The organism is Pectobacterium polonicum (assembly GCF_005497185.1).
In the GTDB taxonomy this organism is placed as follows: Bacteria; Pseudomonadota; Gammaproteobacteria; order Enterobacterales; family Enterobacteriaceae; genus Pectobacterium; species Pectobacterium polonicum.
In genome coordinates this window covers 70,381-96,267 of record NZ_RJTN01000019.1, presented here as the reverse complement: position 1 = coordinate 96,267, position 25,887 = coordinate 70,381, and the positions used below count along the sequence as shown (strand labels likewise).

The window sequence follows — 25,887 nt, the reverse complement described above, 5'->3', positions numbered from 1 at the left end:
TTATCGGCAATCGCTTGCTGAATGGTCCCGCGCTGTACGCCGAGTGATTTCCCTTTAAGCGCGGCGATAGCGGCGTCTGATGTGGTGATGTTTTTAAACAGCGCCTCTGAACCAACCAGCCAACTGGGGGTGGTTGAATAAGGATGGGTAAAATCTATCTGTTTTTTTCGCTCTTCCGTGATAGAAATTCCCGACATGATGGCATCGTATCTTTTGGCGAGCAGTGCAGGAATAATCCCTTCCCAGGACTGGCTAATGACGGTGCATTCTTCGTTGATTCTTTTGCACAGGTCGTTAATAAGGTCTACTTCAAACCCCTCGATTTTTCCGTTTGAGGTACTGTAGTTATAAGGCGGAGAAGCGCCATCCATCGCAATGGTTAATTTGGCCGTTGCCTCTGATGACGTAGCCGAAAATACGGAGAACAATAATAACGGCGTAATGCACCGTGAGAATAAACTCGCACGATGCGCGGTATTGTCTTTTAACTGACCCATAGAACGTTAACCCCATTAAACGAATGGGAAGAAATTCTATGTCTTACCTATAGATTGTCTAATACGTTCTTTTGCTATCAATATCTATTTGTTTACTTTGTAAATCCATTGAGAGATACATGCTCAGGTCATGGGTAGTGAATCAAATCGTGGAAGCGCACCGCAGTGTCGGTCGGGTTGTGATAGCGGTGTTCTCTGTCGGCGGCAAAACGCAGGGCGTCACCGGTGGACAATAAGTGGGTCTGCCCATCAATGGTCATCTCCAACTGACCCTCCAACACAATAATATGCTCGATCACCCCGTTTTCATGTGGCGATGACGTGCTATTGGCACCCGCAGCCAGTTCAATCACCAGCATATCGAAACGCAGTTTTTCGTCGTAAGGAAAGAGTGGCACAACGTGCATTCCCGCCTCATTTTCCCTGAATGTTGAACCTGTCCCTGAGCGATACGTTACATCGTCATCCGTGAGCATCGGTTCAATAAAGGTGGAGAACGCAACATTCAGACCTGTCGCAATTTTCCATAGGGTAGCGACCGTCGGGCTGGATTCACCGCGCTCGATCTGGCCGAGCATCGCTTTACTGACACCCGTTTCTTCCGCTGCTCGCGTGAGGCTCCAGTTTTTATCCTGCCTTAACGCTTTCAATGTATCGCCAATACGGCAAGTTAACTCATCAGACATTGATGCTGGCTCCTGCTTGTGCGTTATAACGCACACTGCTATGTTAACGCTTTCTGTGCGTTATAACGCACGATAAGTGTGGGATGCTATACCATGCCTGCGTCATTTGCGCTAAAAGATGTCACGTTTTCGACCTTTATCGCCGGTTTTGTGGCGGTACTGGTGGGGTACACCAGCTCGGCTGCCATCATTTTTCAGGCGGCGGAAGCGGCAGGTGCCAGTACGCTACAAATCGGTGGCTGGTTAAGCATGTTGGGCATTGCCCAAGGGCTGGCTTCCATTAGCCTATCGCTGTATTACCGTGCACCGATACTGGCCGCGTGGTCAACGCCGGGGGCAGCGCTATTGGTCACCAGCTTGCCGGGTACGTCGCTCAATGAGGCGATCGGCGTGTTCCTGTTTGCTTCTGCGCTTATTTTTATCTGCGGGGTTACGGGCCTGTTTGCCCGTTTGATGAACGTCATTCCACAAGCCATTTCTGCTGCGATGTTGGCAGGTATTCTGCTGCGTTTTGGCGCGGATGCCTTTCTTGCTCTGCAACAGGATTTCTGGCTGACTTTCGCGATGTGTGTGACCTATTTGCTCAGCCGTCGGATGCTACCCCGCTTTGCCATTGTGCTAACGCTGCTTGCTGGCCTGTTGCTGGCGTTGTGGCGTGGACAAATTGCAGTTTCTGATTCGCCGCTAGTATTTACCGTGCCGGAATTCATTGCGCCGCATTTTTCGTTGTCGTCGCTGTTGGGCGTCGGTATTCCGTTTTTCATTGTCACCATGGCGTCGCAGAACGCACCGGGCGTTGCCACGCTAAAAGCCGCGGGCTATCAGGTTCCCGTGTCGCCGCTGATTACCATTACGGCATTAATCGCGTTGATCTTGACGCCGTTCGGCGGTTTTTCCGTGTGTATTGCCGCGATTACTGCCGCGATCTGTATGGGGTCGGATGTGCATCCCGATCCAAAAAAACGCTATCTTGCCGCTGTCGCTGCTGGTGGGTTTTATCTACTGGCGGGCGTTTTCGGCGGATCGATCGGGCAGCTTTTTACCGCGCTGCCGCAGCCACTGATTCACGCTATTGCCGGTTTGGCGCTGCTCAGCACGATTTCGGGCAGCCTGTACCGCGCCTTGCTGGATGAAAAACAGCGCGATGCGGCGGTGGTCACTTTCCTGATTACCGCATCTGGATTAACGCTGTGGGGCGTTGGCGCGGCATTTTGGGGACTAATTGGGGGGATGATGACCTGGCTGGTGCTGTCTGGAGGAAAAACGGCGTTACGCTGAGTGCACGCGGAAAAACAAGCGAGCGCCTAATACTGGTCACTTAAATCCGTTGTTAGGGGAAACACCGGGTGAGGTTCCCGCAGGGGGCGCCCTGTGTTTCTCGATGCTTAAACGATCGCCATTAGGTTAGCGGCTATCTTAAACTAATCTTCAACGAATAAGAGAGCGCTGCTTTTTAGGCGTCGCTATTTTAGTTTCATTGATGAATGTCCCGTTACGATTTCGTCATCTTAATCATGGTGGCATTCATGGACATTACCTCTACACAATCACTTGGCAGTACGAAGACCCAATTTCGTGCCGCATTTTCCCTGTTACTGGCATTAGCAACGGGTAAACATAAGCCGGATCGGCGCTGGGAGAGTCTCCAGTGGCGTATAAAATATACATCCCGAGTGATGCTTCACCCGCTGCTGACCATGAAATGGCTCAGCTTTATCGTTAATTATCCCGTGCAGGATATTTTTCGACGTAACGGCAATCAACTTTACAGTAAGCTCCAGCGCCCCTACCTGATGGCGTCACTGCCGACACATCAAACCTGTACGGCCTTAATGGATCATTACCGTTTTATTCAATCATTGCCGCCACACCGCCAGCGTTTGCTATATAGCCAGAACGGTAACGGTAACGTTTTGGCCAATTTTCAGGGAAAAAGCGATGAAAATTACACGCTTCGCCTGATGACTAACGATCAAATGTGTAAGGAAGGTGAGCTTTCCCTACAGCTTGAGACCAGCGAGCACGTGCTGGCACAGATGACGTTCTCCATCCTGCGCATTGAGGGGGAAATGAGCCTGTTTGTCGGTGGAATCCAGGGGCCGGATGCACAAACGCCGCATCACGTTATTCAGGGGGCGACGCGAGATTGCCACAGCCTGTTCCCCAAGCGCATTCTTCTGGAAGGCCTGCTTAACCTGGCACGTGGCCTTAATCTGGCGCACGTTATCGCCGTCAGTAACGAAACGCACATCTATAAACACTGGCGCTATCGCAGTAAGAAACGCCATGTTTTTCTGGCCGACTACAATGCTTTCCTTTTCGCTCACGGTGGTCAACCGCGGCCTGATGGCAACATTACGCTGCCGTTATCTCTTCCGAGAAAGTCTGAACAGGAAATTCCCAGCCGCAAGCGGGCAGAATACCGCCGACGCTATGCGCTCTTTGATGAGGTAGACAGCCAGATTAATGACGTACTCGCTGGTAGTCTGCCGTTTTCCATCAATCTACCTAGCCGTACCTGAGTCAGGATAATCTGCCAAAATACCGAAGTAACATAAGGTTATATTATAGCTATTTATGTTATTTCCCGCGTTTTCGCCCTGCTGATAGCCTGCTGTTAATACACCAATAATTAAGGGGCAGGGAATGAAAAAGCATATTTTGACCGTGACGTTGTTGGCCGGGTTGGCTTCCGTTTCTGGTGCTGCACAGGCAGATAAATTAGATGATATTCAGAAGGCGGGTGTGGTGAAAATTGCCGTCTTCGACAGCAATCCGCCGTTTGGCTATGTCGATCCGCAGAGCAAAAAGCTGGTGGGTTATGATGTGGATATCGCCGAGGCAATTGGTAAGGCGCTGGGCGTGAAGGTTGAGCTGCGTGCGACCAACCCGGCTAACCGTATTCCTCTGCTAAGTTCGCAGAAAGTCGATCTGATTGCCGCGAACTTCACGATTACCGATGAGCGCGCCAAGCAGGTTAACTTTAGTATTCCTTACTTCGCGACCGGACAAAAATTCATCGCCCGTAAAGGCGTGCTGAAAACGCCGGACGACATCAAAACGCTGCGCATCGGCGCGGATAAAGGCACCGTGCAGGAGATTACCCTGCGCGAGCATTACCCGACAGCCAAAGTGATTTCCTACGACGATACGCCGCTGGCTTTCGCTGCGCTGCGTAACGGCAACGTTCAGGCCATCACGCAGGATGATGCCAAACTGGTCGGCCTGCTGGCTAATGTGCCTGATGCACAGAAGGCTGAGTTTGAAATATCTCCGTTCAGCATTACCAAAGAGTATCAGGGCGTCGGGATTCCGAAGGGCGAAGAGCGCCTGACGGCGAAAATTAACGACACGCTGATTAACCTGGAAAAACAGGGTGAAGCGAAGACCATCTACGATCGCTGGTTCGGGCCGAGCACGAAATCATCCCAACCGCGCGGTGACTTCACCTTTGCCCCGCTGGATCAGCAACCTAAATCCTGATAGCTAACGCATTCAGTGCTATGATCCCAGCCCTCTGCATCGCAGAGGGCATTTCTATTTGTACCTCGTAATAATGACAAAGAGAGATAAAACGCATGGATACGGCGCTGCAATCGCTTGAGTCGTGGCTGTTGGCTCCTCAATACCTGATCTGGCTGTGGCACGGTTTCCTGATCACACTGGGTCTTTCCCTGAGTACGATCGTTCTGTCCACGGTGCTGGGTTTTCTGTTGGCGGCGGCCAGAGACAGCCAGATTCATGTGCTGCGTGGCGTTGTGGTGGCGTATAGCTCGCTATTTCGTAATACACCGCTGCTGGTGCAGCTGTTTTTCTGGTATTTCGGGGCCGGACAGCTTTTTCCCTCAGAGATGATGCAATGGCTGAACACCTCGCATACGCTTTCTCTCTTCGGTACGACGTTAGCGTGGCCTTCTTTTGAGTTTCTGGCGGGCTTGGCAGGATTGACGCTCTACTCCAGCGCGTTTATTGCGGAGGAGATCCGTTCCGGTATTCGCGGCGTGGCGCGTGGGCAGAAGTACGCCGCGCACGCTTTGGGGTTAACTGGTTGGCAATCCATGCGTTATGTGGTGTTGCCACAGGCGCTAAAAATCGCCCTGCCGCCGCTGCTTGGGCAGTACATGAATATTGTTAAGAACTCGTCGTTGACGATGGCGATTGGCGTCGCTGAGCTGTCTTATGCCTCGCGTCAGGTGGAGACGGAAACCCTGCGCACGTTTCAGGCATTTGGCGTGGCGACGGTGTTGTACATCGTGATTATTGCCGTGATGGAAGGCTGGGGCATGTGGCGTCAGCAGCGCAGTCTGGCGGAGAGACACTGAGATGGATTTTACCGTTATCACCGATAACATCGACTATTTGATGTGGGGAACATTCCCGGATGGCCCACTGGGTGGCGCAGCGCTGACGCTGGTGATGAGCCTGCTGGCGGGCATAGCGTCTGCCCTATTGGGTACGATTTTAGGCGTGGCGTTAGCGATGTCCCGGGGCTGGTGGAGTGCACTGTTGGCGATGGTGTTGGGGTTCTTCCGGGCGATTCCTGTCATCATGCTGATTTTCTGGACGTATTTTCTGTTGCCGATCGTTTTTGGCGTCGATATCCCTGAAATTACTACCGTGGTCTGTGCGCTGGCGCTGATCGCTTCGGCGTATCTGGCGCATGGCGTCAAGGCCGGCATTGTCGCCATCGGACGCGGTCAGTGGCAGGCTGGACTCTCGCTGGGGCTAAGCCGCTGGCAGGTGTTATGGCAGATAGTGCTTCCTCAAGCGCTGCGGATGATGGTGCCTTCCTTCATTAACCAATGGATTTCCCTGATTAAAGATACCTCACTGGCCTACATTGTCGGGGTTGGCGAACTGACCTTTCTTGCTACGCAGGTCAATAACCGCAGCATGGTTTACCCGATGGAGGTTTTCCTGTTTGTCGCGCTGGTCTACTTTGTGTTTTGCCTGTCGCTGGAACTGCTGGCTAATCGGGTTAACGCCCGTTTTAACCAGCAGGAAAAGCAGCCGAAGCGCCGTTTGCTGTGGTGGCGGAATAAGCCAGCCTGAGGATGAAGATTACGTGCGTCGTGCGGTGGTAATGGATAGATCGTAAAGACGCTGTGAATACGTCCGTGTACGCTCGGCTTGCGCGGATATGAATCTCATCCCTGAGATTCACCCTTGCAGGGCCGTCGCTAGCGACGTTCAAAAACATTCCTGACGTTTTTGTCCATGGCGCAAACGCTTTACTCTTCTATTCCATTACCACCGTTTTCGTCCCACAAATAGATTTGCCGACGGTCTGACATAAGTCCGAATGGCTGCTACTACGCAGTGATATTCCAGCCTTTTTCGCGCCAGATTTGCGGCAGTTCGCGCATATCGTCGAACATCGTGACCAGCGGGTGATGGATCGGCTGGTTATGGGGATCGGCGCAGTAATAGAACACCGGAATGCCCGCGGCGATGCCTGCCTGTACACCAGCGGCGGAATCTTCAACCAGAATGCAGTGTTCGATGGGAAGCTGTAACTGCTCGGCGGCGTGATACAGCACCGCCGGATCGGGCTTCCACTTTTTCAGATCGTAGCCGCTGTAGAGATGGTCGCCAAACAGATCGAGCATGTGCGTCAGGCCGAGTGAATGCTGCATCTTACTAACTGGGCCGTTGGAAACCACCGCCATCGGGACGGTGATGGACTGCACTAATTCACGTGCACCCTCGATAGGTTGCAGATACTCATCGAACAGATGCTTCACTTCTTGACGGAAATGACGCTCCGCCTCTTCTACCGATACGGTTAAGCCATGCTGCTGGCTGATGCGGGCAATAATCTCGTACAGCTTCACGCCCTTGTAGGTTTTTATCACCTCCTCCAGCGATAAGTTCACCCCATACGGAATGAAGATATTCACATAGGCCTGGCAACACAGCACTTCGCTATCAACCAGCGTGCCATCACAGTCGAAGAAGACGCATTCAATACGGGGCATGACCAATCCTTATCGATGAAATAAAAGATGAAGCTCCTACTTTAACCAATTGGCCTGATATTGCGACCTATACTCGTCATACTTCAAGTTGCATGTGCGTTGGCTGCGCTCGTTACTCGGCTCATCCATGAGCCTCGCCCCGTTGGGGCCGCTGCAAGCTGCGTTCAAATCTGCTCCCGGCAGATTTGTCACCCGAATCACTTACTTGAGTAAGCTCATCGGGACTCCCTCGCTTGCCGCCTGCCTGAAACTCGAATTATTTAGAGAATACAAAGCCATTTTCAGAGCGATCTTGCATAAAATTAAGGGGTTTCAACTGAGGGCGTGCGGCGTAATAGCCATGACGTTAATAGGTTCTTCTTATTCGATGAAAAAAAACGTGGGATCAACGTAAAAACGTAGAATTTTGTTATAGGATACCCGACGACAGTTATTCCCTTCTTTGGATTGGTACTAATGAATAAATCACAACCCGGCCCTGCTACCGAGCAGGGCCTGCTGGAGCGCGTGTTTAAGCTTAAACAACATGGCACGACAGCACGTACGGAAACGATTGCTGGTTTCACGACGTTTTTGACGATGGTTTACATCGTTTTTGTTAACCCGCAGATTTTGGGCGTAGCGGGGATGGATACCAAAGCGGTCTTTGTGACCACCTGTCTGATTGCGGCATTCGGCAGTATTTTAATGGGGCTGCTGGCTAACTTGCCCGTGGCGCTGGCGCCGGCCATGGGATTGAATGCGTTTTTCGCTTTTGTTGTCGTGGGGGCGATGGGGCTGCCATGGCAGGTAGCGATGGGCGCGATTTTCTGGGGCGCAATCGGTTTCCTGTTGCTGACTATCTTCCAGATTCGCTATTGGATGATTGCCAATATTCCGCTTAGTCTGCGTCTCGGTATCGCCAGTGGTATCGGGTTGTTTATTGCCATGATGGGTCTGAAAAACGCCGGTATTATCGTTCCCAACCCTGAAACGCTGGTGACGATTGGTAACCTGACATCACACAGCGTGCTGCTGGGTGCTCTGGGCTTTTTCATCATTGTGGCGTTGGCTTCACGTAATATTCACGCCGCTGTGCTGATTTCCATCGTCGTGACGACCTCAATCGGCCTGTTGCTGGGTGATGTTAAATTTGCTGGCGTGTTTTCACTGCCGCCAAGCGTAACGTCGGTGGTGGGTCAGGTTGATCTGGCTGGCGCACTGAACCTCGGGATGTCCGGCATTATTTTCTCTTTCATGCTGGTTAACCTGTTTGATTCCTCCGGCACGCTGATTGGCGTGACGGACAAAGCTGGACTGGTCGATGCTCGCGGTAAGTTCCCGCGTATGAAGCAGGCGCTGTATGTTGATAGCATCAGCTCTGTGGCGGGTTCATTTATCGGGACATCGTCCGTTACGGCGTATATTGAAAGTTCTTCAGGTGTTTCCGTGGGTGGACGCACCGGCCTGACCGCGGTGGTCGTCGGCCTGCTGTTCCTGCTGGTGATCTTCTTGTCACCGCTGGCGGGTATGGTGCCTGCCTATGCGGCCGCTGGCGCGCTGATTTACGTGGGCGTGTTGATGACGTCCAGCCTGGCACGCGTGAAGTGGGACGACCTGACCGAAGCCGTTCCTGCCTTTATTACCGCGGTGATGATGCCGTTCAGCTTCTCGATTACTGAAGGGATCGCGCTGGGCTTCATTTCTTACTGTGTGATGAAGTTGGCGACGGGGCGCTGGCGTGAAATCAGCCCTTGCGTGGTGGTGGTGGCGCTGCTGTTCCTGCTGAAAATCGTGTTTATCGACGGGCATTAATGTGTTCATGGCTCCGGGTTTTCCCGGAGCCTCAGCCAGCGACGAGGCAGATGGCTACTGTGATGCGGTAGAGGTGGCTTTTTCTATCGTATGGCTGGTTAACTTCATATAGCGTACAGACTGGCGCTGCTGTTGTAAGATTTCCCCCGACTTTCTCATGCCCGATGCCGACGTGTATTTCCACATGACGAGTCGGTTAAGCGTGGGGATATGGGCGCAGGCCCATGCAAGATAATCATCAACATCGCTCATCACTTCTACGGCGGGCATGTCGGTTGAACGTAGCCTGCCGGAGGCAGGGTGAAGTTTGAGGTTATGGGGAAGATGGCTATTTGCACCAGGCATTTTCACCAGTGACTGGCGAATGGTGCATAATTGCGTTGCTGCTTCCAGTGGGTCGCGCTGAGCGTCAATCCACGCCTGTTCAGCCTGCGTTTGCGCCTGCATCTGTGGGACGGTCTGATTCGTTGGCCTGACATGAACGATTTCGATATCCATACCGACGCTTCCCTCTTCGCTCAGGAGGATGGCAATCGTATTGCCTGCATAGCCGATGCTGAATTGGGGCAGATTAGGATCGGCAAAGTAAGGGCGTCCTTCAGGAGACACCAGCAGCGTAGGTAACAGCGGATAACCGAAAAAATAGAACATCATCTCAGCCAGCAGCGCTCGGCTTTTCAGATAACGCTCGCGGCGTTTGGCTGAAAAACTTTGTGTTGATGAGATGAGCCTATCAGGCAGTCTTTGTAAGTCAGGAAGCGCTTCCGTGCTTGTCCACCTGACAAAATGGCAGGTCATTGTTCACTCCATGATCGTGATAAAAGATGGGAACCTATCGGGTACTACCAATGCATATTATCAGACTAATATGTGATCTAAAGAAAAATCGATGGATAAATCGGCGATAATTATTAATTAGGCACAACGAATTTTCTGTATTGTGTGCTGTTTAGCGATCCTTCCCTGTCCGCCACATTCCCGCCTGTTTAATGGCTTGGCCATCCCAATGCGGAACGCTGTTGTTTTTCCAGCGTCTGCTTGCGCAACTCATCCGCAGTCACTAACCGAAGCGCTGACGTCGGACACACGCTGACGCAGGAAGGACTCGGGGCTACATCAATGCATAAGTCACATTTGTGGACTTCACTTTGCGTACTCTCATCATTCGAGGCTTTCGTTACCACATTGATGGCACCGAAGGGACAGGCGACCACACAGCTTTTGCAGCCGATGCAGCGAGACTGAATAACCTGAATACTGTCCCGATCGCGCACCAGCGCGTCATTCGGACACACGCTGGCACAGGGCGCATTTTCACACTGGCGGCACAGAACCGGTACGCTGATGCTGGCGCTTTTAATCACTTTCAGGCGGGGAAAGAAGTGAGATGGCCGCAGTTGTGCACTTTGGCCACCGCTATGAGCGACCGCGCAGGCAATCTCGCAAGTCCGACAGCCGATACATTTTTCTGCTTCGGCGATAACAAATTGATTCATGGACGGATATCCTCGCGGGTTGCGTTCATCTCTGGGCGTTGCGGGTGGGCGGGAATGGCTCCGGTTACGGCGGTCAGTCCCATTGTCGCAATCATTCCCAATGCGGCTTTTCGCCCATCCGCAATGGCGGTTACCACCAGATCGGCACCGCGTACGGCGTCACCGCCAGCAAAAATACGCGGATGATTGGTTTGGCAAGGTATCTGACTATCGAGAGGGGCAGTAATGTATCCCCAATTATCTAGCTCGACGTCGGCTTCTTCCAGCCACGGCATTCTGTGTGACTGAAAACCAAATGCGGTTATTACGGCCTCTGCGGGTTGAACGAATTCCGAACCAGGAATGGGGCGCGGACGACGACGGCCGCTGGCATCAGGCTCGCCCAGTTCAGTACGAACCAGACTAATTCCGCACACTTCTCCCTGTTCATTGAGGCAGATTTTTTGTGGCTGAACGTTAAACATGAACTCCACGCCTTCTTCGCGGGAGTTTTTCACCTCTTTTTTCGAACCGGGCATGTTGGCTTCATCACGACGATAGGCGCAGGTTACCGATATCGCACCTTGCCGAACGGACGTGCGCAGGCAGTCCATTGCAGTGTCTCCACCGCCGAGCACGACGACGCGTTTGCCCGCCATCGAGATATAGGGCTCATCGTCTAATTCAGGTAGCCCCATAACGTGCTTGGTATTGGCGATCAGGAAGGGAAGCGCATCGAAGACGCCGGGAGCCTCTTCATTATCAATGTTGGCTTTCATGGAACGGTAGGTGCCAACACCAAGGAAAACGGTGTCATAGTCGTCCAGAAGCTGAGCCAGAGAAATGTCTTTCCCCACTTCGGTATTCAGTTGGAAGTCGATGCCCATGGCGCTGAACACTTCACGACGATGAATTAGGACATCTTTGTCCAGTTTGAACGACGGAATCCCGAATGTGAGCAGGCCACCAATTTCCGGGTGACGATCGAACACGACGGCCTGTACGCCGTTGCGTGCCAACACATCGGCACAGGCTAGCCCAGCCGGGCCAGCCCCGACGATCGCGGCACGCTTTCCGCTGGGAACGACACGCGTCATATCGGGCGACCAGCCCATTTCCATCGCGGTATCGGTAATGTAGCGCTCAACGTTGCCGATGGTGATCGCGCCATATTCTTTGCCCAGCGTACAAGCTCCTTCACATAACCGGTCCTGTGGGCATACACGACCACAGATTTCTGGCAGGCTGCTGGTTTGATGAGAGAGCTCGACGGCTTCAAGAATGCGACCTTGCTTTGCTAGGCTCAGCAATTCGGGAATATTGTTATGCAGCGGACAGGTCCACTCGCAGATCGCGCGTTTGCCACAGGAAAGGCAGCGGTCAGCCTGATCTTCCGTCTGCTGCACGGAGAAGCCATGATAGATTTCATCAAACGTGGAAGTTCTCTGGGTCAGCGGCTTTTTCTCCGCATCCCGGCGCGGCCAGTTTTTTCTTTTACTGAGTGGATTAGTCGTTAGCGCTTTCAGCACGGGCGTTTCACGCTGCCAATGGGAAGCTGAACGTTGCGCCATCACCAGCTGTTTCTCCTGGCGACGGTCAGCTAGCGTTTGTTCACTGACTAACTGCAACGCCTGCGTTGGGCAGGCCGCCACACACGCTTGTCCTTCTGGGCGGTCGGCGCAGAGATCGCATTTATGAGCGACGGTGCTGTTGTCCACAGGGTTTGTCACCATCGACATCGCGCCGAACGGGCAAGCCAGCACACAGCTTTTGCAGCCGATGCACTTTTCCTGAACGAGCTGAATGCTATTGTCTTGTCTGATCAAGGCCTGCGTTGGGCACACGCTGGCGCAGGGGGCATCTTCACAGTGACGGCATGTCACGGCAGCCCGAAGCTTTGGCGTATTGAATGCCTTGATTCTGGGCTGAAATACCGTCGCGCTATCTGGATAGCGCTCGTCATTGTGTGAAATCACACAGGCGATTTCACATGCATGACACCCCATACAGTCTTGAGTACTGGCAATAACAAATCGGTTCATTACCTTTTCCCACCCTTGATCCCTCGATCCTGGCCTTTATCCTAATAGCTGGATAACTCTCTGACCTTGATATAGAGCAGGTAAAAAGTCGGTTAATGTTAAATCTCACCCGTGTTATTCATGAAATTATTGAATCGTTTCAGTAAGTTGCGATGTTAGGTGAAAGTAATGGCATGGTTGCATATAACCTTGTTTTTTATCTGGTTTATTGTGCTTTATCTCGGGTAAAAATTCTGATTTTCATTACTTTTGTTAATTTTCCTATGAAATAACTCGTTACTTTTATTTACTCCCCTCATAATATCGGACGTAATTTAAATGCAGCAAAACAGTGTTTAAGCTAAATAATATTTTTACGGTATTTTCATTATGAATCAATAACAGGGCTTTGCTCAGGGTTAATAGATTGTCACTAAGGGATAGTGTTATGAATAAAAAAGTCGTTCTATGTTCTGTATTCATGTCAGCTGCGCTATTGAGCGGATGTGCCACAGAGTCTTCTCGTACCGTAGAAGCCCAAAAAGTCACTTCTTACAGTACGCCTTATCAGGGCGTTCGCAGCCCGATTTCCATCGGAAAGTTTGAAAACCGCTCTAACTACATGAACGGTATTTTTTCTGATGGCGTTGACCGTTTAGGTAATCAATCCAAGACCATTCTTGTGAGCCATCTTCAGCAGAGCGGCCGCTTTAATGTGCTGGATCGCACCAACATGGAAGAGCTGAAAGCGGAAGCGGGTATTAAAGGACAAACGCAGACGCTGAAAGGCGCTAGCTATGTGATTACCGGTGATGTGACCGAGTTTGGCCGCAAAGAAGTGGGTGACCATCAGCTGTGGGGCATCCTGGGTCGCGGTAAAACACAGGTTGCTTACGCAAAAACCACGTTGAACGTGGTGAACGTACAAACGTCTGAAGTGGTGTATTCCGTACAAGGTGCGGGCGAGTACACGTTGTCTAACCGTGAAATTATTGGTTTCGGCGGTACGGCCAGCTATGACTCGACGCTGAACGGTAAAGTACTGGATTTGGCTATCCGTGAAGCCGTCAATAATCTGGTTGCAGGAATTGAAAGCGGTGCCTGGCGCCCAGCGAACTAATGGAATAGGAATATCACCATGTTATCTCATAAGAAAGTTACCCTGCTATTGGCAGTCGCGGTACTGGCTGGCTGCGCATCCGCGCCGAAAACGATTTACAGCTGGGACAAATATCAGCCTGCGCTTTATGATTATTATCAACAGGATAAAGTCGGCCCAGAACAACAGATCCTTGCTCTGAATGAATCGATCGAAAAAGCGAAAGCCGCAAACAAACCTGTCCCGCCGGGACTCTATGCTCAACTTGGGTTGCTGTACGCCAATACTGGCCGTGATAGTGAAGCTCGCCAACAGTTTGAAACTGAAAAAGCGAAATTCCCTGAATCAGCACCTTTCATGGACTTCTTGTTGAGTAAAAATAAAGGGAATATTAAATGAATCGTTTCTTAGGATTATGTGGTCTGGTTTTTGCGCTGGTGCTGACTGGCTGTGCTAAACCCGTACCTTATGACTACACGTCATTTAAGCAGAGTAAGCCGAAATCTATTCTGGTCTTACCGCCGGTTAACCATTCTCCTGATGTAAAAGCAAGCTACAGTCTGCTTTCACAAGTCACCTACCCGCTGGCAGAGTCAGGTTATTACGTATTGCCTGTTGCGGTAGTGGATGAAACGTTCAAACAGAATGGCTTATCTACCGCGTCGGATATCCATGCGCTGAGCACGGCGAAGCTGCACCAAATCTTTGGTGCCGATGCTGCGTTATATCTGGATGTGAAAGAGTACGGCACGTCGTACATCGTGATTAATAGCGAAACTCGCGTTTCTGCGGATGCACGTCTGGTTGATCTGCGTACCGGCAAACTGCTGTGGAGCGGAAGCGCAACGGCGTCCAGCAACGAGCAGCAGTCAAATTCTAACGGTGGCATCATCGGTATTCTGGTGCAGGCTGCGGTGAATCAAATTGCGGACACGATCTCTGATAAAGGCCATGACGTTGCGGGTGTGACCAGTGCACGCCTTCTGGCGGCAGGCCATCCACGCGGTATGCTGTACGGGCCTCGCTCACTACAGTACGGTAAAGAAACCTACTAAGTTACGATGTAGTGCCAGGCTAAATTACTGTAGCTAAATCATCAACGCCGTTCGCTATTGAACGGCGTTTTTTATGCCTTTAGCTGTGGTGCTACGCATCCGCGGTCTTACGGGATCGCTGTTTATTGTGGCGCGTTATCCAGACGAAGGCCGAGGTTAGCAACAGAATCAGCGTTGCTACTGCCAGTACGGCGGAAAACCCAGAATCAAAAGCGGCATGTGCCTGTGTGATAAGCGTCCGCTGCATATTTTCTGGTAAGGATTCGGCAAAAATTAACGCTTCATCCAGACTGTCATAGGCGGTGTCCGGTACGGTAAACCCAGTAGGTAGCATAAACGTCGCGGAATAAGTGAAAGACAGCAAACTGCCCATCAACGTCACCCCTGTCGCGCCACCCAATTCATAAGACACTTCTTCTATTGATGCTGCCATACCCGCTTTTGCCGCTGGAGCAACCTGCATAATGGTGCTCGATGCGGCTGTCATGGTTGACCCCACGCCAGCGCCAATTACCGTCAAGCTGATGATTTGTACCGCCGTGCTGGCATTGTGCAGCAGCAGATAACTCCCCATACCCAATGCCGAAATCAGCAGGCCTGCTGCCAGTATTTTCCCACTATTCACATGCGGCAATATCTTTCCGGTCAATGGACCGGAGATAAAAGACGCCAGCGACAGCGGTAAAATGAACAATCCTGCCTGTAGTGGGGATAACCCGACGACTAACTGCAATCGCTGTGTGAAAGCCAGTTCCATTCCGATCAAGGCGGCAGCCGCCACGATGGCAGCCGCTACAGCGGCGCTGAAAGGCCGCAGGCGGAAGAGGGAAAAGTCTACTAGAGGATGCGTACTGTTACGCTGACGCCTAACGAATAGGGTAATGAATGCTACGCCGATAAGCAGAGCGATCAGTGCATCGTCATAAGAGGGAACTCGCTTGCCTAGTTCTTTTATGGCATAGGTCACACCAATTAAACCCACCATGATTAATAGGGAACCAATGAAGTCCCAGCGGTGTGAGGCGTTGCCTGGCCGATGTGGGATCACGGTGATTCCCATGATGAGTGCAAGCAGCACAACGGGTACATTAATGAGGAAAACCGATCCCCACCAGAAGTACTCAAGCAGTATCCCACCCATTACGGGGCCAAATGCTGCGCCGCCGGATGCCACCGCAGCCCAGATACCAATTGCCAGCGCGCGTTCCCGTTCATCAGCGAAGGTCAGACGGATAATCGAGAGGGTGGCTGGCATCATCATGGCTGCCCCTACCGCCAGCAAGGCTCGAGCAGCGATAAGAATACCGGGGGTGGGCGAATAAGCCGCCAGCAATGATGCGGAACCAAAAACCACCAGGCCAGAAATGAATAAAGGCTTATGGCCTAGCTTATCACCCAGCGTACCCATGCCCAGCAGCAAACCAGAAGCGACCAGCGCGTAGATATTAACGATCCACAGCTTATCCGATGCGGTCGCGTGCAAATCATGGGTTAGCGTTGGGAGCGCGGTGTACAGCACCGTCATATCGATAACAATCAGGAACAGGGCACTGGAAACAATGGCCAAAATCAGCCACTTTTTTGGTGATTGCATAGCTGGTTCTCTATCTTCGATTTTATCTGTGAATAGCATATCCGATGATATAGGTTTTCCCTTTTAATAAAAGGTATTTTCATGCTATCGGTTTTGTTATCGAATTTACATCAGGGCTTGAATTTACGCGATTACGCCCTTGTTCTTTTGCCATGTACAATAATTTATCGGCTTCTTTAAACGCTTCATGGAAATCTTCAATACTTTCCAGATGAAAAAAACTGACACCTATGCTGGTTGTGCATCGAACAGTATGACCATTTGAAATAGCCAATGATGAGCCTTCTATAATAGATCGTATCCTCTCCGCTATCTCTAAGCAGTCATTTTCTGATAGACCCTGGATTATTATTAAAAACTCCTCTCCTCCCCATCGGCACAGCAGGTCTTGAGGTCGGGTATATTGTTTAAGGGTCGCAGAAAATTCTCTGATGACATGATCGCCTATAGTATGTCCATAGGTATCATTAATTTTTTTAAAGTGGTCAATATCAAGAACAAGCAGAGACATCATTTTATTCTCTCCATCACGCATGGAGTTAATGACATTCATCATGTGTTGATTGAGTGAACGCCTATTTAACATACCTGTTAGTGCATCATGGTTACTGATTAATTCTATTCTTTTAATGCTTTTTTTATTTTTGTTAATAAAAAACGATGCAATAATGACGGTGATGATTATGACTGAAGTGTTGATTTGGAATAAATAAGATAATTCGAATAAATATTCCTTTTCGATTTCTTCATGAATGGATATTAATCTATTTATATAAATATAATTTAATGCCATGCCTGTTGCAGAGCACATTACAATGATTTTGTTAAATGAGTGCGATAAAGAAAGATAAATTAATGGCAATATTGCCAATACACTTAGCGTGATGTTTAATGATGCTATGCAAAAAATAACGATGAGAGGATATAATATAAATAATGGTTTTTTTATGATTGTTTTAATTGAATCTTTTGATATGTTAAAAACATTGTTTGTTTTCTTTGTTATGTTTAGAAATAAAAAAACAAAAATAACACCAGAGCTTAATTCTTCACTAAACCATTTTCTTGAAAGAATAAAAATGTTTTCATTGTTGTTTTCTGTGGATAAATATAATCCATAAAATGCAGCTGAAAAAATAGACCCTATAGAAATAGAGATAAATATAAAAAAAATGTAGTTTTTACGTAACTGACTATGCGTTTTACCTCTTGTATTTAAAAGTATTATTAATGTCATCCATGCGGTAACAAAAAAAGCAGAACTTATCGCGCAGTGAATGGCTTTCTCAAAAAAAGATTGATTGCTTTCAAGATAAATATCGGGTAACAGCATACCGATAAAACCGATCATGCATAAAATAACGCTATGCAATAATTTGTTTTTTATGCTTTTATCTCGACTGCGATAGCGTATAAGAAAGCAAAATAAGAGAATGTCTACTGGCCAGAATAGAGAGGTGTCGTCAAGCAACCTAAAAGACAAACCTAGGTAACTCATAATTAAGGTTGAACTGAAAATAATTAATAATTCATATGCGCGAATTTTCATTTTTTTTCCCGGTTAACCTATTTTACCCTGCGTCACTTTTGTACCAGAATCACCATAAATTGCCTTCTTATCTTACATCATTTTATGCATTTCTGACGTCAGGGTGAAAAGTGAACTCAATATGTGAATTCACTTAATCATGACCTTGCTCTGTCTTATCTGGGCGAGATATTAATTGGCATGAAGGGCGTGGGGATCACGCCCCAGCAATGCTTGAATCTCCTCTTTATTTTTCAATACAAACAGCTGATCTTTTTCGTTATTTTCATCTGTTAAGCGGATGTGGAATCGGCTGAGCGTTTCCTGTAAGCACGCCAGACGGCAGGATATATTCAACTCGCCATTGGTCATACCATATTCCAGTTCCAACGCGCGCTGATGTGCCAGTGGCAGTTTATCGCTAGGAACCAAAATTAACTGAAGATAGGTATGCCACGGATAATCGTTAGTGGAATCGACTGTCGAAGGCTCGATACCTTCAATGTTGAGGATTCGCGTAAGAATGAAGTCATTAAATTGTTGCTCGGTATGGCAGTAGGCACGCACTCGCCAGCGTAATCCATCATTGCCTAAAGCGTGTGGGGAAATGAGCCGTGGCGAATTATCCATGGATGATGAGGATTGATAGCGGATGCTCACCGCCTTTTTTTCACGAATGGCTCTGACAATGACTTCAACAACCTGTTCATTGTAGGTGTTGAGTGGGATATGAACCCAGCACACCTCTGGAGCAGACTCAATGAAACTGGCGTCTGCTTCAAGTACACCCGTCTTCATTGCCAATAATTCCGCGAGATAGCGCTGGGCTGAATTCTGTGGGTAGACCGCAGAGAATGTCGGCGTAGCCGTATAAGTTTTGGTGCGTCGATCGTAGATCAGATTATGGGGGGCGATCTCAAGATATTTAGCGATGTCGAGCGACGCCTGAGGGATCGATAGCCCAAAAAAAGACGTTAGATCGGTACGATTTATGTGCCCACTCCACCGTAACCGAAAGTCGATGAATTGAAGCCGACGTTCCAGTCCCCAACTGCGCCCTTTCACTGCTTGATCTGAACCTGCTGCTGAAGTCTTAGTCATATGCGTATAAAAATTATATTGATAAAAAAACTATATGCATTATTATGCGCCAAACTGGCCTTAGCGTCTATCTCTGACTTTGAATCACGGGAGGGATAGCTGCATGCCGCGTTTAGACTCGATTAGAGGTGTTAAGTCATGAAACCAGCGTTCAACGATGTATTTGACCGTTATTCTGTCATCACTGGTGGGGAGATTCAGCGATGAGTGTTGTTCATTCTCATTCAAGCAGACTCAATCCAATATTATTTAACTTACTTAAATCATTCGTTTATTTTTCCATTTCTGTCGGCGTCGCGGCGGCAGAATCTCACTATGACACGTTAATTAGCAACGCCCGGCAGGGTGATATCTCTCCTGCGACGTCATGGCTTGATGGGCAATCCAGGAATCGCGTACTAACCACTGCCGAGGTGACCGACTGGCTGCTTATTAACGGTTGGGCGGGAAATGACGCGGAAGCGATCAGAATTTGGCAAACCTATTCACCCACGATGTCACTACCCGATCCGGCACTGAGAGCGGCGGCTAAGTCCTACCGTAATCTCCGTCAGTGGCCGTCATCGGTGGAATTATGGCAGCGGGTTTTACAACGCACTCCACGGGATGATGATGCACGTAGTGGTTTGATACTCACCCTCGCTGATGCCGGGCAGACAAAAAAGTCGCTGGAATTGGCTATGTCTCGTGTTAAGCGCGAGCCAACAGCGCACCATTGGCGTGAATTAGCATGGGTACAGCGTATCGCGGGGAAGCATACGGATTCCCTCTTTTCTATCATGCAAGCCATGCGCCACGCACCGCAGGATAAAACACTGCTTTCTGATTACAGCGATATTCTTTCCGGTAATACGATTAGCGCACCTGCATTGAGCGCGTTGAAAGACAGCAAACTTCATGTCTTCCAGACTGATGAAAGGCAACGCCCGCGAGAGCTGGAGGCGGCGGCTGAGCTGGTTCGTCTGGCGTTTATCACGTCCACAACGGAAAACGAGCGCTTCGTTGTGGCAGATCGCGCTTTGGCTCGTTATGACAGCTTGATGAATCAATGGCGAGCGCTTCCTTCAGCAAAAACCAGCTATCGCCATGCTCGCATTGATCGGCTCGGTGCGTTGCTCGTCCGCTATCGCATGGAAGAAATTATTTCGGAATACCAATCACTTATCAAAGAGGGGGATATTCCAGGCTATGCACGACGCTGGGTGGCTTCAGCCTATCTCTATCTGAAGCAGCCTGAAAAAGCAGAGCAGATTCTCCGTTCAGTAATACAAGAAGACTCTGCTCAGCGCTCTCAGGTAGCGCTGCAAGGCGATTTTTTCTACAGCATCCTGGAGAGTGAGAAAGTTGAACAGGCAGCGCAGCTGTCAGCTCAAGCTGAAGAAAAAACGCCTTATAAGAAACGTATTTATGGCCTGCCAACCTTCATACCTAACGACGATTGGGTTGATATCAAATACCTGCGTATACAGTCGCTGATTTCCCATAACGATCTGCCGGCTGCGCAACGATTGGTGGAAAGCCTGGCCTCTAGTGGGCCAGGGAACCAAGCGCTGAGCATCAGTTTAGCCGGGGTTTATCTAAACAGGGGATGGCCGCGTCGTGCCGAAGCGTTATTAAAGCGGGCTGAGCTGTTGGACGCGAGATCGTTCCGGTTGGAAACCTATCAAGGGCTCACTGCATTGGAATTGCAGGAGTGGCATCAGCTTGGTGAGCTGACCGACGATACGGAGGCTCGCTATCCAGATGATTTTTCTGTGAAACGATTAGCGCGTTTACGTCAGGTTCATCACATGGCGGAGCTGCGTATTGCCGGGACTCAGGGCGTCAAGTCTGACAGTCCAGCCAAGGGAATGAATGACACGGATATTGATGCCGTGCTCTATAGCCCTCCGTTTGCCGACCATTGGCGAGTGTTCTCTGGAGGGGCTTTTAATCAAAGTGATTTCACGGAAGGACGAGCTATTCATCGCACTCTACGCGGCGGTGTGGAATTTACCAACCGCGATAATTGGGCAGAGGCTGAGTTTTCACACCGAAATTTTGGATTGGGCTCTGACATTGGCGCGCGTCTCTCCTATCGGCATGACATTAATGACGTTTGGCGTGTCGGCCTGAATGCTGAACGGCTAATGCGCAGCAAGCCGCTACGCGCACTTAAAAATGGTGTAACGGCGAATGGCGTCGGAGGGTATGTCCGTTGGCGGCAAAGCGAGCGACGCGCATGGCAAGCAGATCTGTCGAACGGGTGGTTTTCTGATGGCAACAGACGTCAGGAATATGCGCTGAGTGGGCAAGAGCGAGTCTTTGCATCACCGTCTTTCACCCTGGATTTCACTCCGTCGATCAATTGGGGGTCAAACAGCAAGCAGGCCGTTTCTTATTACAACCCGCGGAATGATGTGGCCGTGCTACCCGCCTTCACCCTCGATCACCTGCTTTACCGACATTACCAGACGGAGTGGCATCAAGAGATACATGCTGGCGTAGGGCGTTACTGGCAAAAGGGTGAATCCGCAGGGGCTATCACCACGCTCGGATATGGGCAAAGAGTACGGTGGAATGACGTACTGGATATGGGAGTGAGTGCTCAGTGGGATAAGCGGCCTTACGACGGTAAGCGGGAGCAGAACGTGTCGCTGTCTTTTGATTTGAATTATCGGTTTTGAGGGGAAAGATGATGTCATTCATACGACTACGAAACTTTGTAATGACGTTGGGGGTGTTAATGCTCACCGCCTGTGCACATTCCGTTGACGTGAAATATAGCTCGCCAGCAGAACGCCCTATCTTGGTCAAAGAACAGCCTTGGAAGGCCAACCAATATATTGTTATTGCTTATCATGATGTTGCGGATGAGGGGGCCGATCAGCGGTTTATGGCGGTACGAACTCGTGCACTTAATGAACACTTTGTCTGGTTGAGGGAAAATGGTTACCACCCGGTATCCGTTGATGACATTCTGGCTGCGGGCTCTGGGGGGAAACCGCTCCCGGACAGGGCGGTATTACTGACCTTCGATGATGGTTACAGCAGTTTTTATCATCGCGTTTACCCTCTCCTGAAAGCCTATGGGTGGCCAGCGGTACTGGCACCCGTTGGGCGCTGGCTGGATACCCCTGAAGATCAGCCAGTGGATTTTAGCGGTGTTCAATTACCTCGCAACCATTTTCTTACCTGGCAGCAAGTCAGCGAAATGGCGCAATCTGGCCTGGTAGAAATTGGGGCGCATACTTATGACTTACATAAAGGGATTCAGGCAAACCCGCAGGGGAATATGGAACCAGCCGCCGTCACTCGTCGCTATTTTCCTGAGAGTAAGCGATACGAAACGCGGGATGAGTATCGTCAACGTTTTGCGCATGATACGGATCTCATTACGAAAAGAATCGTTCATGCGACGGGGAAAAAGCCTCGGGTTTGGGTCTGGCCTTATGGTGCGGTCAGTGGGGACGCGCTAAGTATTGTTAAGCAGCGTGGCTATCAGATGGCGCTGACGCTTGGAAGCGGGCCCGCATCGGCTGATTCGCCGTATAACGTTCCTCGGATACTGATTAACAATAATCCAGATGTGCAACGGTTTGCGCTGTTGGTTGGCTATGCCCGAGAACCTGAGGTCATACGGGTCGCGCATATCGATCTGGATTATGTTTATGATGCCGATAAAGTACAGCAGTCGCGTAATGTGGATGCATTAGTTCAACGCATTGCCGACTTGCGTATTAATACCGTTTATCTTCAGGCTTTCTCCGACCCGAAGGGGGATGGCAACGTCCAGTCACTCTATTTTCCTAATCGCTGGATGCCCGTCCGAGAAGACTTATTCAATCATGTGGCCTGGCAGCTAGCCTCGCGGGCGCTTGTTCGCGTTTACGCCTGGATGCCAGTGCTGGCTTTTGATATGGATGATGAGACGTTGCAACGCGTTGAGCGGATCGACAGTGAGAGCGGGCAACGTAGTATCAACGACAGTCAATATCGGCGTTTATCGCTATGGGATGCGGAGGCCAGAAGACGAATTACTGATATTTATGAGGATCTTTCCTCTTACGCCATGTTTAGTGGCATCTTATTTCATGATGATGCGGTGCTTGCAGACGATGAAGACGCAAGCCATCAAGCCATACAGGCATATCAAGAGGCTGGATTCCCCGGCACGATTGACGACATTCGTCGCGACCCCCAGCTTACGGCACGTTGGACGCGGTTTAAAAGTAAAGCCTTAACGGATTTTACGCTCGATCTGGCCGCTCGTGTGCATGAGATCCGAGGCCCGCAAGTCCAAACCGCGCGCAATATTTTCGCGCTCCCTGCTATTGAGCCAGAGAGCGAAGCATGGTTCTCCCAAAATCTGGATGACTTCCTTGCCGCTTATGATTGGGTTGCCCCCATGGCAATGCCATTGATGGAAAACGTCGCGCCTAGGGACAGCGATGCGTGGTTGCAAAAACTGGTACAAGAAGTGGCTCGCCGCCCCGGCGCGCTGGATAAAACGGTATTTGAACTTCAGGCAAGGGATTGGCGTGTCTCAGGAGAACCGTGGTTAGACACTGCGCAATTGGTTAAATGGATGACCGTGTTACAACTGAATGGTGCGCAAAATTACGGTTATTATCCGGATGATTTTCTTAATAATTCGCCTGAATTAGAGAGCATCCGCCCCATGATTTCATCAGAATGGTACCCACTGCCATGATAGAGAGAACGTTAGCTTTCTTCATCTTATGCCTGATGCTCGGCATCCCTTTTGGCGTCATGTTCTCTTTTACAGGGGATGTCATCCTAAACTTTACCTTTTTCTGGCCTTTATTTATGTCAGGGATATGGATAACGGGTGGGCTGTATTTCTGGTTTCACCATGAACGTCATTGGCGCTGGGGGGAGGAGGTCATACCCGATGAGCCAGCCGGACGTCCGTTAGTGTCGATCTTGATCCCTTGCTATAACGAAGGGCCTAACGTGTGTGAAACCATTGAGGCGGCATTAGCACAACATTATACCCATATCGAAGTGATTGCCGTGAATGACGGCTCTAATGATGATACGGGAGAGGTGCTCGATCGGTTGGCGGACCAATATGACAAACTGCGCGTTATTCATCTTGCGCATAATCAGGGTAAAGCGTTGGCGCTTCAAACCGCGTGCGCAGCGGCCCAGAGCGATCTGTTGGTGTGCATTGATGGCGATGCGCTTCTTGATCCCAATGCTGTCGCCTATTTGGTTAATCCATTAATCAATAACCCACGGGTTGGCGCAGTAACGGGGAACCCAAGGATAAGGACGCGTTCGACGCTGGTTGGCCGCATTCAGGTTGGTGAGTTCTCCTCAATTATCGGTCTAATCAAACGCACACAGCGGGTTTACGGCAAAGTTTTCACGGTTTCTGGCGTCGTCGCCGCTTTTCGTCGCAGTGCGCTAGCAGAGGTTGGCTACTGGAGCACCGATATGATCACGGAAGATATTGATATCAGTTGGAAGCTTCAATTGCGTCATTGGACGATATTTTTTGAGCCACGAGCCCTGTGTTGGATTCTGATGCCGGAAAAGCTCTCTGGCTTATGGAAGCAGCGACTGCGCTGGGCGCAAGGCGGCGCTGAAGTCTTTTTAAAAAACTTCCGTCATTTATGGTCGTGGCGCTATCGCCGAATGTGGCCGTTGTTCCTCGAATATTCTATTTCAATATTATGGGCCTTCACCTATGCCATAAGTGTCATATTGTATTTGTTAGGCTTTTTAATCGTGCTGCCTGAGGGCATCCGGGTGGAAACGCTCTTTCCTCCCGCATTTACCGGCATGATGATCGGGGTTGTTTGCTTAATCCAATTTGCCGTCAGTATGTTGATCGAACGACGTTATGAGAGAGACATTGGTAAATACCTGTTCTGGGTGGTCTGGTATCCGATGGTGTATTGGACGTTGAGTCTCTTTACCAGCCTGGTTAGTTTTCCCAAGGTCATGCTGCGTTCCCGTAAAAAACGTGCGCGTTGGGAAAGCCCCGATCGTGGTATTGAAAGAGGATAAATTATGCATTCACCTTTAATCATTTCTGAAAGACGTTGGTTGCCACGCTTCATCGATGTTTTCCTGACGCTATGTGGGTGGGGAATATTTATTTGGCTATTTTTTGAGGTGTTTATCGGCACTTTTTTGCATAACTATGCTTCCGACGCGTCTTTCTTTACCTCAGAAGGTTGGATTATATCGATACATTTATCCATATTTCTGGTAAATGCCGTGCTCTTAATTGCCTGGGGAAAACTGGAACACTATCGCTATCGTTCCAGAACAGAACAAAGAACGCGTTCGGATGCGCTCGATACTAAACACGTTGCCAGGAGTTTTTCTTTATCGGATGGATTCGTTCAGTCGTTGCATCGTAATAAGGTTCAGCGTGTTTGGCATAACGAGCATGGAAAAATTATTGGTATCGACAACTTATCGGTCGTGACTGACTGAAAATGCGTTTGAGTTTTATGGCGGTTGATGATGAGAGTGGGGAAGCCATGCTCTCTGATATCACCGCCTGTTTCCCAAACTCACCGATTCCTGAGCAAGAATCGTGGCTCAGGAGGCGCGCTGTTTAGCTGACAGTTGTTCAACGGACGGTTTTTCAACGGACTGCTGTGCCGCCAGAATGTCACCCAGATTCCCTTCAATCCATACCGCCAGCTCTTTTACCCGCTCACCAACCTCTTTTCCTAATGGCGTCAGGCTGTATTCAACATGCGGTGGGACAACCGGATAGGCTGTTCTCAGGACAAAACCATCACTTTCCAGCCATTGCAGGGTCTGCGCCAGCATACGTTCGCTCACGCCGCCAATCCGTCGACGCAGTTGACTGAAGCGATGCGTATCATCAAGTAATGCAATGAGGATCAGTACACCCCAGCGGCTGGTTACGTGGTTAAGTATCTGGCGAGACGGGCATTTCTCAGCTAAGACGTTGCCGGTTGGCAGAAGTGGAGGCAATAAATCTATCGGTGTTGGGTGTTGATTCACTATACTTACCTTTATGTATGTACTTACGTAAAGTTAGTTTTGTCGATATTATGCCAGCCAGTT

Annotated in this window: 23 protein-coding genes; 13 read left to right on the top strand and 10 right to left on the bottom strand. The window is 49.9% G+C overall.

The features are described from left to right. A partial coding sequence (locus EDI29_RS17365) for a transporter substrate-binding domain-containing protein (protein ID WP_137741888.1) occupies positions 1-497 on the bottom strand: 497 nt, incomplete at its 3' end. Between the two features lie 128 nt (positions 498-625). After that, positions 626-1,183, bottom strand: a complete 558-nt coding sequence (locus tag EDI29_RS17360) for a helix-turn-helix domain-containing protein (RefSeq protein WP_137741887.1) — start codon at positions 1,181-1,183, stop codon at positions 626-628. 93 nt (positions 1,184-1,276) lie between these two features. Between EDI29_RS17360 and EDI29_RS17355 the strand changes: the two genes are divergently transcribed. The 5 genes from EDI29_RS17355 (at position 1,277) to EDI29_RS17335 (ending at position 6,235) form a co-directional block, all read left to right on the top strand. Beyond that, the gene (locus EDI29_RS17355) at positions 1,277-2,461 is read left to right on the top strand and encodes a benzoate/H(+) symporter BenE family transporter (RefSeq protein WP_137741886.1); all 1,185 of its coding nucleotides are present in this window, start codon (positions 1,277-1,279) and stop codon (positions 2,459-2,461) included. 248 nt (positions 2,462-2,709) lie between these two features. Continuing rightward, entirely contained in the window at positions 2,710-3,705 is a 996-nt protein-coding gene (locus EDI29_RS17350; RefSeq protein WP_137741885.1) for a VirK/YbjX family protein, read from the top strand. 124 nt (positions 3,706-3,829) lie between these two features. Further along, positions 3,830-4,666 carry an ABC transporter substrate-binding protein gene (locus EDI29_RS17345; protein WP_107168553.1) on the top strand — a complete coding sequence of 279 codons (837 nt, stop codon included), beginning with the start codon at positions 3,830-3,832 and terminating at the stop codon, positions 4,664-4,666. A gap of 95 nt (positions 4,667-4,761) precedes the next feature. Beyond that, entirely contained in the window at positions 4,762-5,505 is a 744-nt protein-coding gene (locus tag EDI29_RS17340; protein WP_137741884.1) for an amino acid ABC transporter permease, read from the top strand. Position 5,506: 1 nt separating this feature from the next. Further along, a complete protein-coding gene (locus EDI29_RS17335; protein WP_137741883.1) occupies positions 5,507-6,235 on the top strand; it encodes an amino acid ABC transporter permease in 729 nt (242 codons plus the stop codon). Between the two features lie 260 nt (positions 6,236-6,495). Here the strand turns inward: EDI29_RS17335 and yieH are convergent, their stop codons facing one another. After that, positions 6,496-7,161 (bottom strand): 6-phosphogluconate phosphatase, encoded by a 666-nt coding sequence (yieH, locus tag EDI29_RS17330; protein ID WP_137741882.1) that lies wholly within the window; start codon positions 7,159-7,161, stop codon positions 6,496-6,498. A 456-nt stretch (positions 7,162-7,617) separates the two neighbouring features. On the opposite strand from yieH, the gene EDI29_RS17325 reads away from it, so the two are divergent. Then, positions 7,618-8,955: an NCS2 family permease gene (locus EDI29_RS17325; RefSeq protein WP_137741881.1), complete on the top strand. Its 1,338-nt coding sequence runs from the start codon at positions 7,618-7,620 to the stop codon at positions 8,953-8,955. Positions 8,956-9,009: 54 nt separating this feature from the next. On the opposite strand, the gene EDI29_RS17320 is transcribed toward EDI29_RS17325, so the two are convergent. The 3 genes from EDI29_RS17320 to aegA form a co-directional block, all read right to left on the bottom strand. Then, on the bottom strand, positions 9,010-9,753 hold the full coding sequence (locus EDI29_RS17320) for a 4'-phosphopantetheinyl transferase family protein (RefSeq protein ID WP_137741880.1): 744 nt from the start codon (positions 9,751-9,753) through the stop codon (positions 9,010-9,012). Positions 9,754-9,941: 188 nt separating this feature from the next. Beyond that, positions 9,942-10,451, bottom strand: a complete 510-nt coding sequence (locus tag EDI29_RS17315) for a 4Fe-4S binding protein (RefSeq protein ID WP_137741879.1) — start codon at positions 10,449-10,451, stop codon at positions 9,942-9,944. Continuing rightward, positions 10,448-12,472, bottom strand: a complete 2,025-nt coding sequence (aegA, locus tag EDI29_RS17310; RefSeq protein WP_137741878.1) for a formate-dependent uric acid utilization protein AegA — start codon at positions 12,470-12,472, stop codon at positions 10,448-10,450. The genes EDI29_RS17315 and aegA overlap by 4 nt, the downstream gene beginning before the upstream one ends. Before the next feature lie 427 nt (positions 12,473-12,899). Here aegA and EDI29_RS17305 point away from each other — a divergent pair, with 427 nt between their 5' ends. From EDI29_RS17305 to EDI29_RS17295, 3 genes are read left to right on the top strand one after another with little or no spacing between them, the layout of a single operon-like run. Continuing rightward, complete coding sequence (locus EDI29_RS17305; RefSeq protein WP_010302426.1) at positions 12,900-13,571, top strand: CsgG/HfaB family protein; 672 nt, start codon at positions 12,900-12,902, stop codon at positions 13,569-13,571. A gap of 18 nt (positions 13,572-13,589) precedes the next feature. Beyond that, positions 13,590-13,949 carry a DUF4810 domain-containing protein gene (locus tag EDI29_RS17300; RefSeq protein ID WP_129712913.1) on the top strand — a complete coding sequence of 120 codons (360 nt, stop codon included), beginning with the start codon at positions 13,590-13,592 and terminating at the stop codon, positions 13,947-13,949. Then, positions 13,946-14,605, top strand: a complete 660-nt coding sequence (locus EDI29_RS17295; RefSeq protein WP_137741877.1) for a DUF799 domain-containing protein — start codon at positions 13,946-13,948, stop codon at positions 14,603-14,605. Before EDI29_RS17300 ends, EDI29_RS17295 begins: the two co-directional genes overlap by 4 nt. A gap of 91 nt (positions 14,606-14,696) precedes the next feature. Here the strand turns inward: EDI29_RS17295 and EDI29_RS17290 are convergent, their stop codons facing one another. From EDI29_RS17290 to EDI29_RS17280, 3 genes are all read right to left on the bottom strand, one after another. Continuing rightward, entirely contained in the window at positions 14,697-16,199 is a 1,503-nt protein-coding gene (locus tag EDI29_RS17290; RefSeq protein WP_137741876.1) for an MFS transporter, read from the bottom strand. Between the two features lie 79 nt (positions 16,200-16,278). Continuing rightward, the gene (locus EDI29_RS17285) at positions 16,279-17,748 is read right to left on the bottom strand and encodes a GGDEF domain-containing protein (RefSeq protein WP_137741875.1); all 1,470 of its coding nucleotides are present in this window, start codon (positions 17,746-17,748) and stop codon (positions 16,279-16,281) included. Between the two features lie 171 nt (positions 17,749-17,919). Further along, complete coding sequence (locus EDI29_RS17280; RefSeq protein ID WP_137741874.1) at positions 17,920-18,828, bottom strand: BrxR family helix-turn-helix transcriptional regulator; 909 nt, start codon at positions 18,826-18,828, stop codon at positions 17,920-17,922. A 203-nt stretch (positions 18,829-19,031) separates the two neighbouring features. On the opposite strand from EDI29_RS17280, the gene pgaA reads away from it, so the two are divergent. From pgaA to pgaD, 4 genes are read left to right on the top strand one after another with little or no spacing between them, the layout of a single operon-like run. Further along, positions 19,032-21,494: a poly-beta-1,6 N-acetyl-D-glucosamine export porin PgaA gene (pgaA, locus tag EDI29_RS17275; RefSeq protein ID WP_137741873.1), complete on the top strand. Its 2,463-nt coding sequence runs from the start codon at positions 19,032-19,034 to the stop codon at positions 21,492-21,494. Positions 21,495-21,505: 11 nt separating this feature from the next. After that, on the top strand, positions 21,506-23,521 hold the full coding sequence (pgaB, locus tag EDI29_RS17270; RefSeq protein WP_137741891.1) for a poly-beta-1,6-N-acetyl-D-glucosamine N-deacetylase PgaB: 2,016 nt from the start codon (positions 21,506-21,508) through the stop codon (positions 23,519-23,521). Continuing rightward, positions 23,518-24,846 (top strand): poly-beta-1,6-N-acetyl-D-glucosamine synthase, encoded by a 1,329-nt coding sequence (gene pgaC, locus EDI29_RS17265; protein ID WP_137741872.1) that lies wholly within the window; start codon positions 23,518-23,520, stop codon positions 24,844-24,846. The genes pgaB and pgaC overlap by 4 nt, the downstream gene beginning before the upstream one ends. A gap of 3 nt (positions 24,847-24,849) precedes the next feature. Next, entirely contained in the window at positions 24,850-25,281 is a 432-nt protein-coding gene (gene pgaD / locus EDI29_RS17260; protein ID WP_137741871.1) for a poly-beta-1,6-N-acetyl-D-glucosamine biosynthesis protein PgaD, read from the top strand. Between the two features lie 108 nt (positions 25,282-25,389). Here the strand turns inward: pgaD and EDI29_RS17255 are convergent, their stop codons facing one another. Continuing rightward, entirely contained in the window at positions 25,390-25,824 is a 435-nt protein-coding gene (locus tag EDI29_RS17255; protein WP_137741870.1) for a winged helix-turn-helix transcriptional regulator, read from the bottom strand. Positions 25,825-25,887 lie beyond the last annotated feature (63 nt).

Bases quoted from the DNA above. Each gene is read 5' to 3' on its own strand.
- EDI29_RS17360 (WP_137741887.1), bottom strand. From the start codon at position 1,183: ATGTCTGATGAGTTAACTTGCCGTATTGGCGATACATTGAAAGCGTTA.
- aegA (WP_137741878.1), bottom strand. From the start codon at position 12,472: ATGAACCGATTTGTTATTGCCAGTACTCAAGACTGTATGGGGTGTCAT.
- pgaA (WP_137741873.1), top strand. From the start codon at position 19,032: ATGAGTGTTGTTCATTCTCATTCAAGCAGACTCAATCCAATATTATTT.
- EDI29_RS17350 (WP_137741885.1), top strand. From the start codon at position 2,710: ATGGACATTACCTCTACACAATCACTTGGCAGTACGAAGACCCAATTT.
- EDI29_RS17285 (WP_137741875.1), bottom strand. From the start codon at position 17,748: ATGAAAATTCGCGCATATGAATTATTAATTATTTTCAGTTCAACCTTA.
- pgaD (WP_137741871.1), top strand. From the start codon at position 24,850: ATGCATTCACCTTTAATCATTTCTGAAAGACGTTGGTTGCCACGCTTC.
- pgaC (WP_137741872.1), top strand. From the start codon at position 23,518: ATGATAGAGAGAACGTTAGCTTTCTTCATCTTATGCCTGATGCTCGGC.
- EDI29_RS17355 (WP_137741886.1), top strand. From the start codon at position 1,277: ATGCCTGCGTCATTTGCGCTAAAAGATGTCACGTTTTCGACCTTTATC.
- EDI29_RS17340 (WP_137741884.1), top strand. From the start codon at position 4,762: ATGGATACGGCGCTGCAATCGCTTGAGTCGTGGCTGTTGGCTCCTCAA.
- yieH (WP_137741882.1), bottom strand. From the start codon at position 7,161: ATGCCCCGTATTGAATGCGTCTTCTTCGACTGTGATGGCACGCTGGTT.
- EDI29_RS17345 (WP_107168553.1), top strand. From the start codon at position 3,830: ATGAAAAAGCATATTTTGACCGTGACGTTGTTGGCCGGGTTGGCTTCC.
- EDI29_RS17320 (WP_137741880.1), bottom strand. From the start codon at position 9,753: ATGACCTGCCATTTTGTCAGGTGGACAAGCACGGAAGCGCTTCCTGAC.
- EDI29_RS17300 (WP_129712913.1), top strand. From the start codon at position 13,590: ATGTTATCTCATAAGAAAGTTACCCTGCTATTGGCAGTCGCGGTACTG.
- EDI29_RS17295 (WP_137741877.1), top strand. From the start codon at position 13,946: ATGAATCGTTTCTTAGGATTATGTGGTCTGGTTTTTGCGCTGGTGCTG.
- EDI29_RS17325 (WP_137741881.1), top strand. From the start codon at position 7,618: ATGAATAAATCACAACCCGGCCCTGCTACCGAGCAGGGCCTGCTGGAG.
- EDI29_RS17335 (WP_137741883.1), top strand. From the start codon at position 5,507: ATGGATTTTACCGTTATCACCGATAACATCGACTATTTGATGTGGGGA.
- EDI29_RS17315 (WP_137741879.1), bottom strand. From the start codon at position 10,451: ATGAATCAATTTGTTATCGCCGAAGCAGAAAAATGTATCGGCTGTCGG.
- pgaB (WP_137741891.1), top strand. From the start codon at position 21,506: ATGTCATTCATACGACTACGAAACTTTGTAATGACGTTGGGGGTGTTA.
- EDI29_RS17290 (WP_137741876.1), bottom strand. From the start codon at position 16,199: ATGCAATCACCAAAAAAGTGGCTGATTTTGGCCATTGTTTCCAGTGCC.
- EDI29_RS17305 (WP_010302426.1), top strand. From the start codon at position 12,900: ATGAATAAAAAAGTCGTTCTATGTTCTGTATTCATGTCAGCTGCGCTA.
- EDI29_RS17280 (WP_137741874.1), bottom strand. From the start codon at position 18,828: ATGACTAAGACTTCAGCAGCAGGTTCAGATCAAGCAGTGAAAGGGCGC.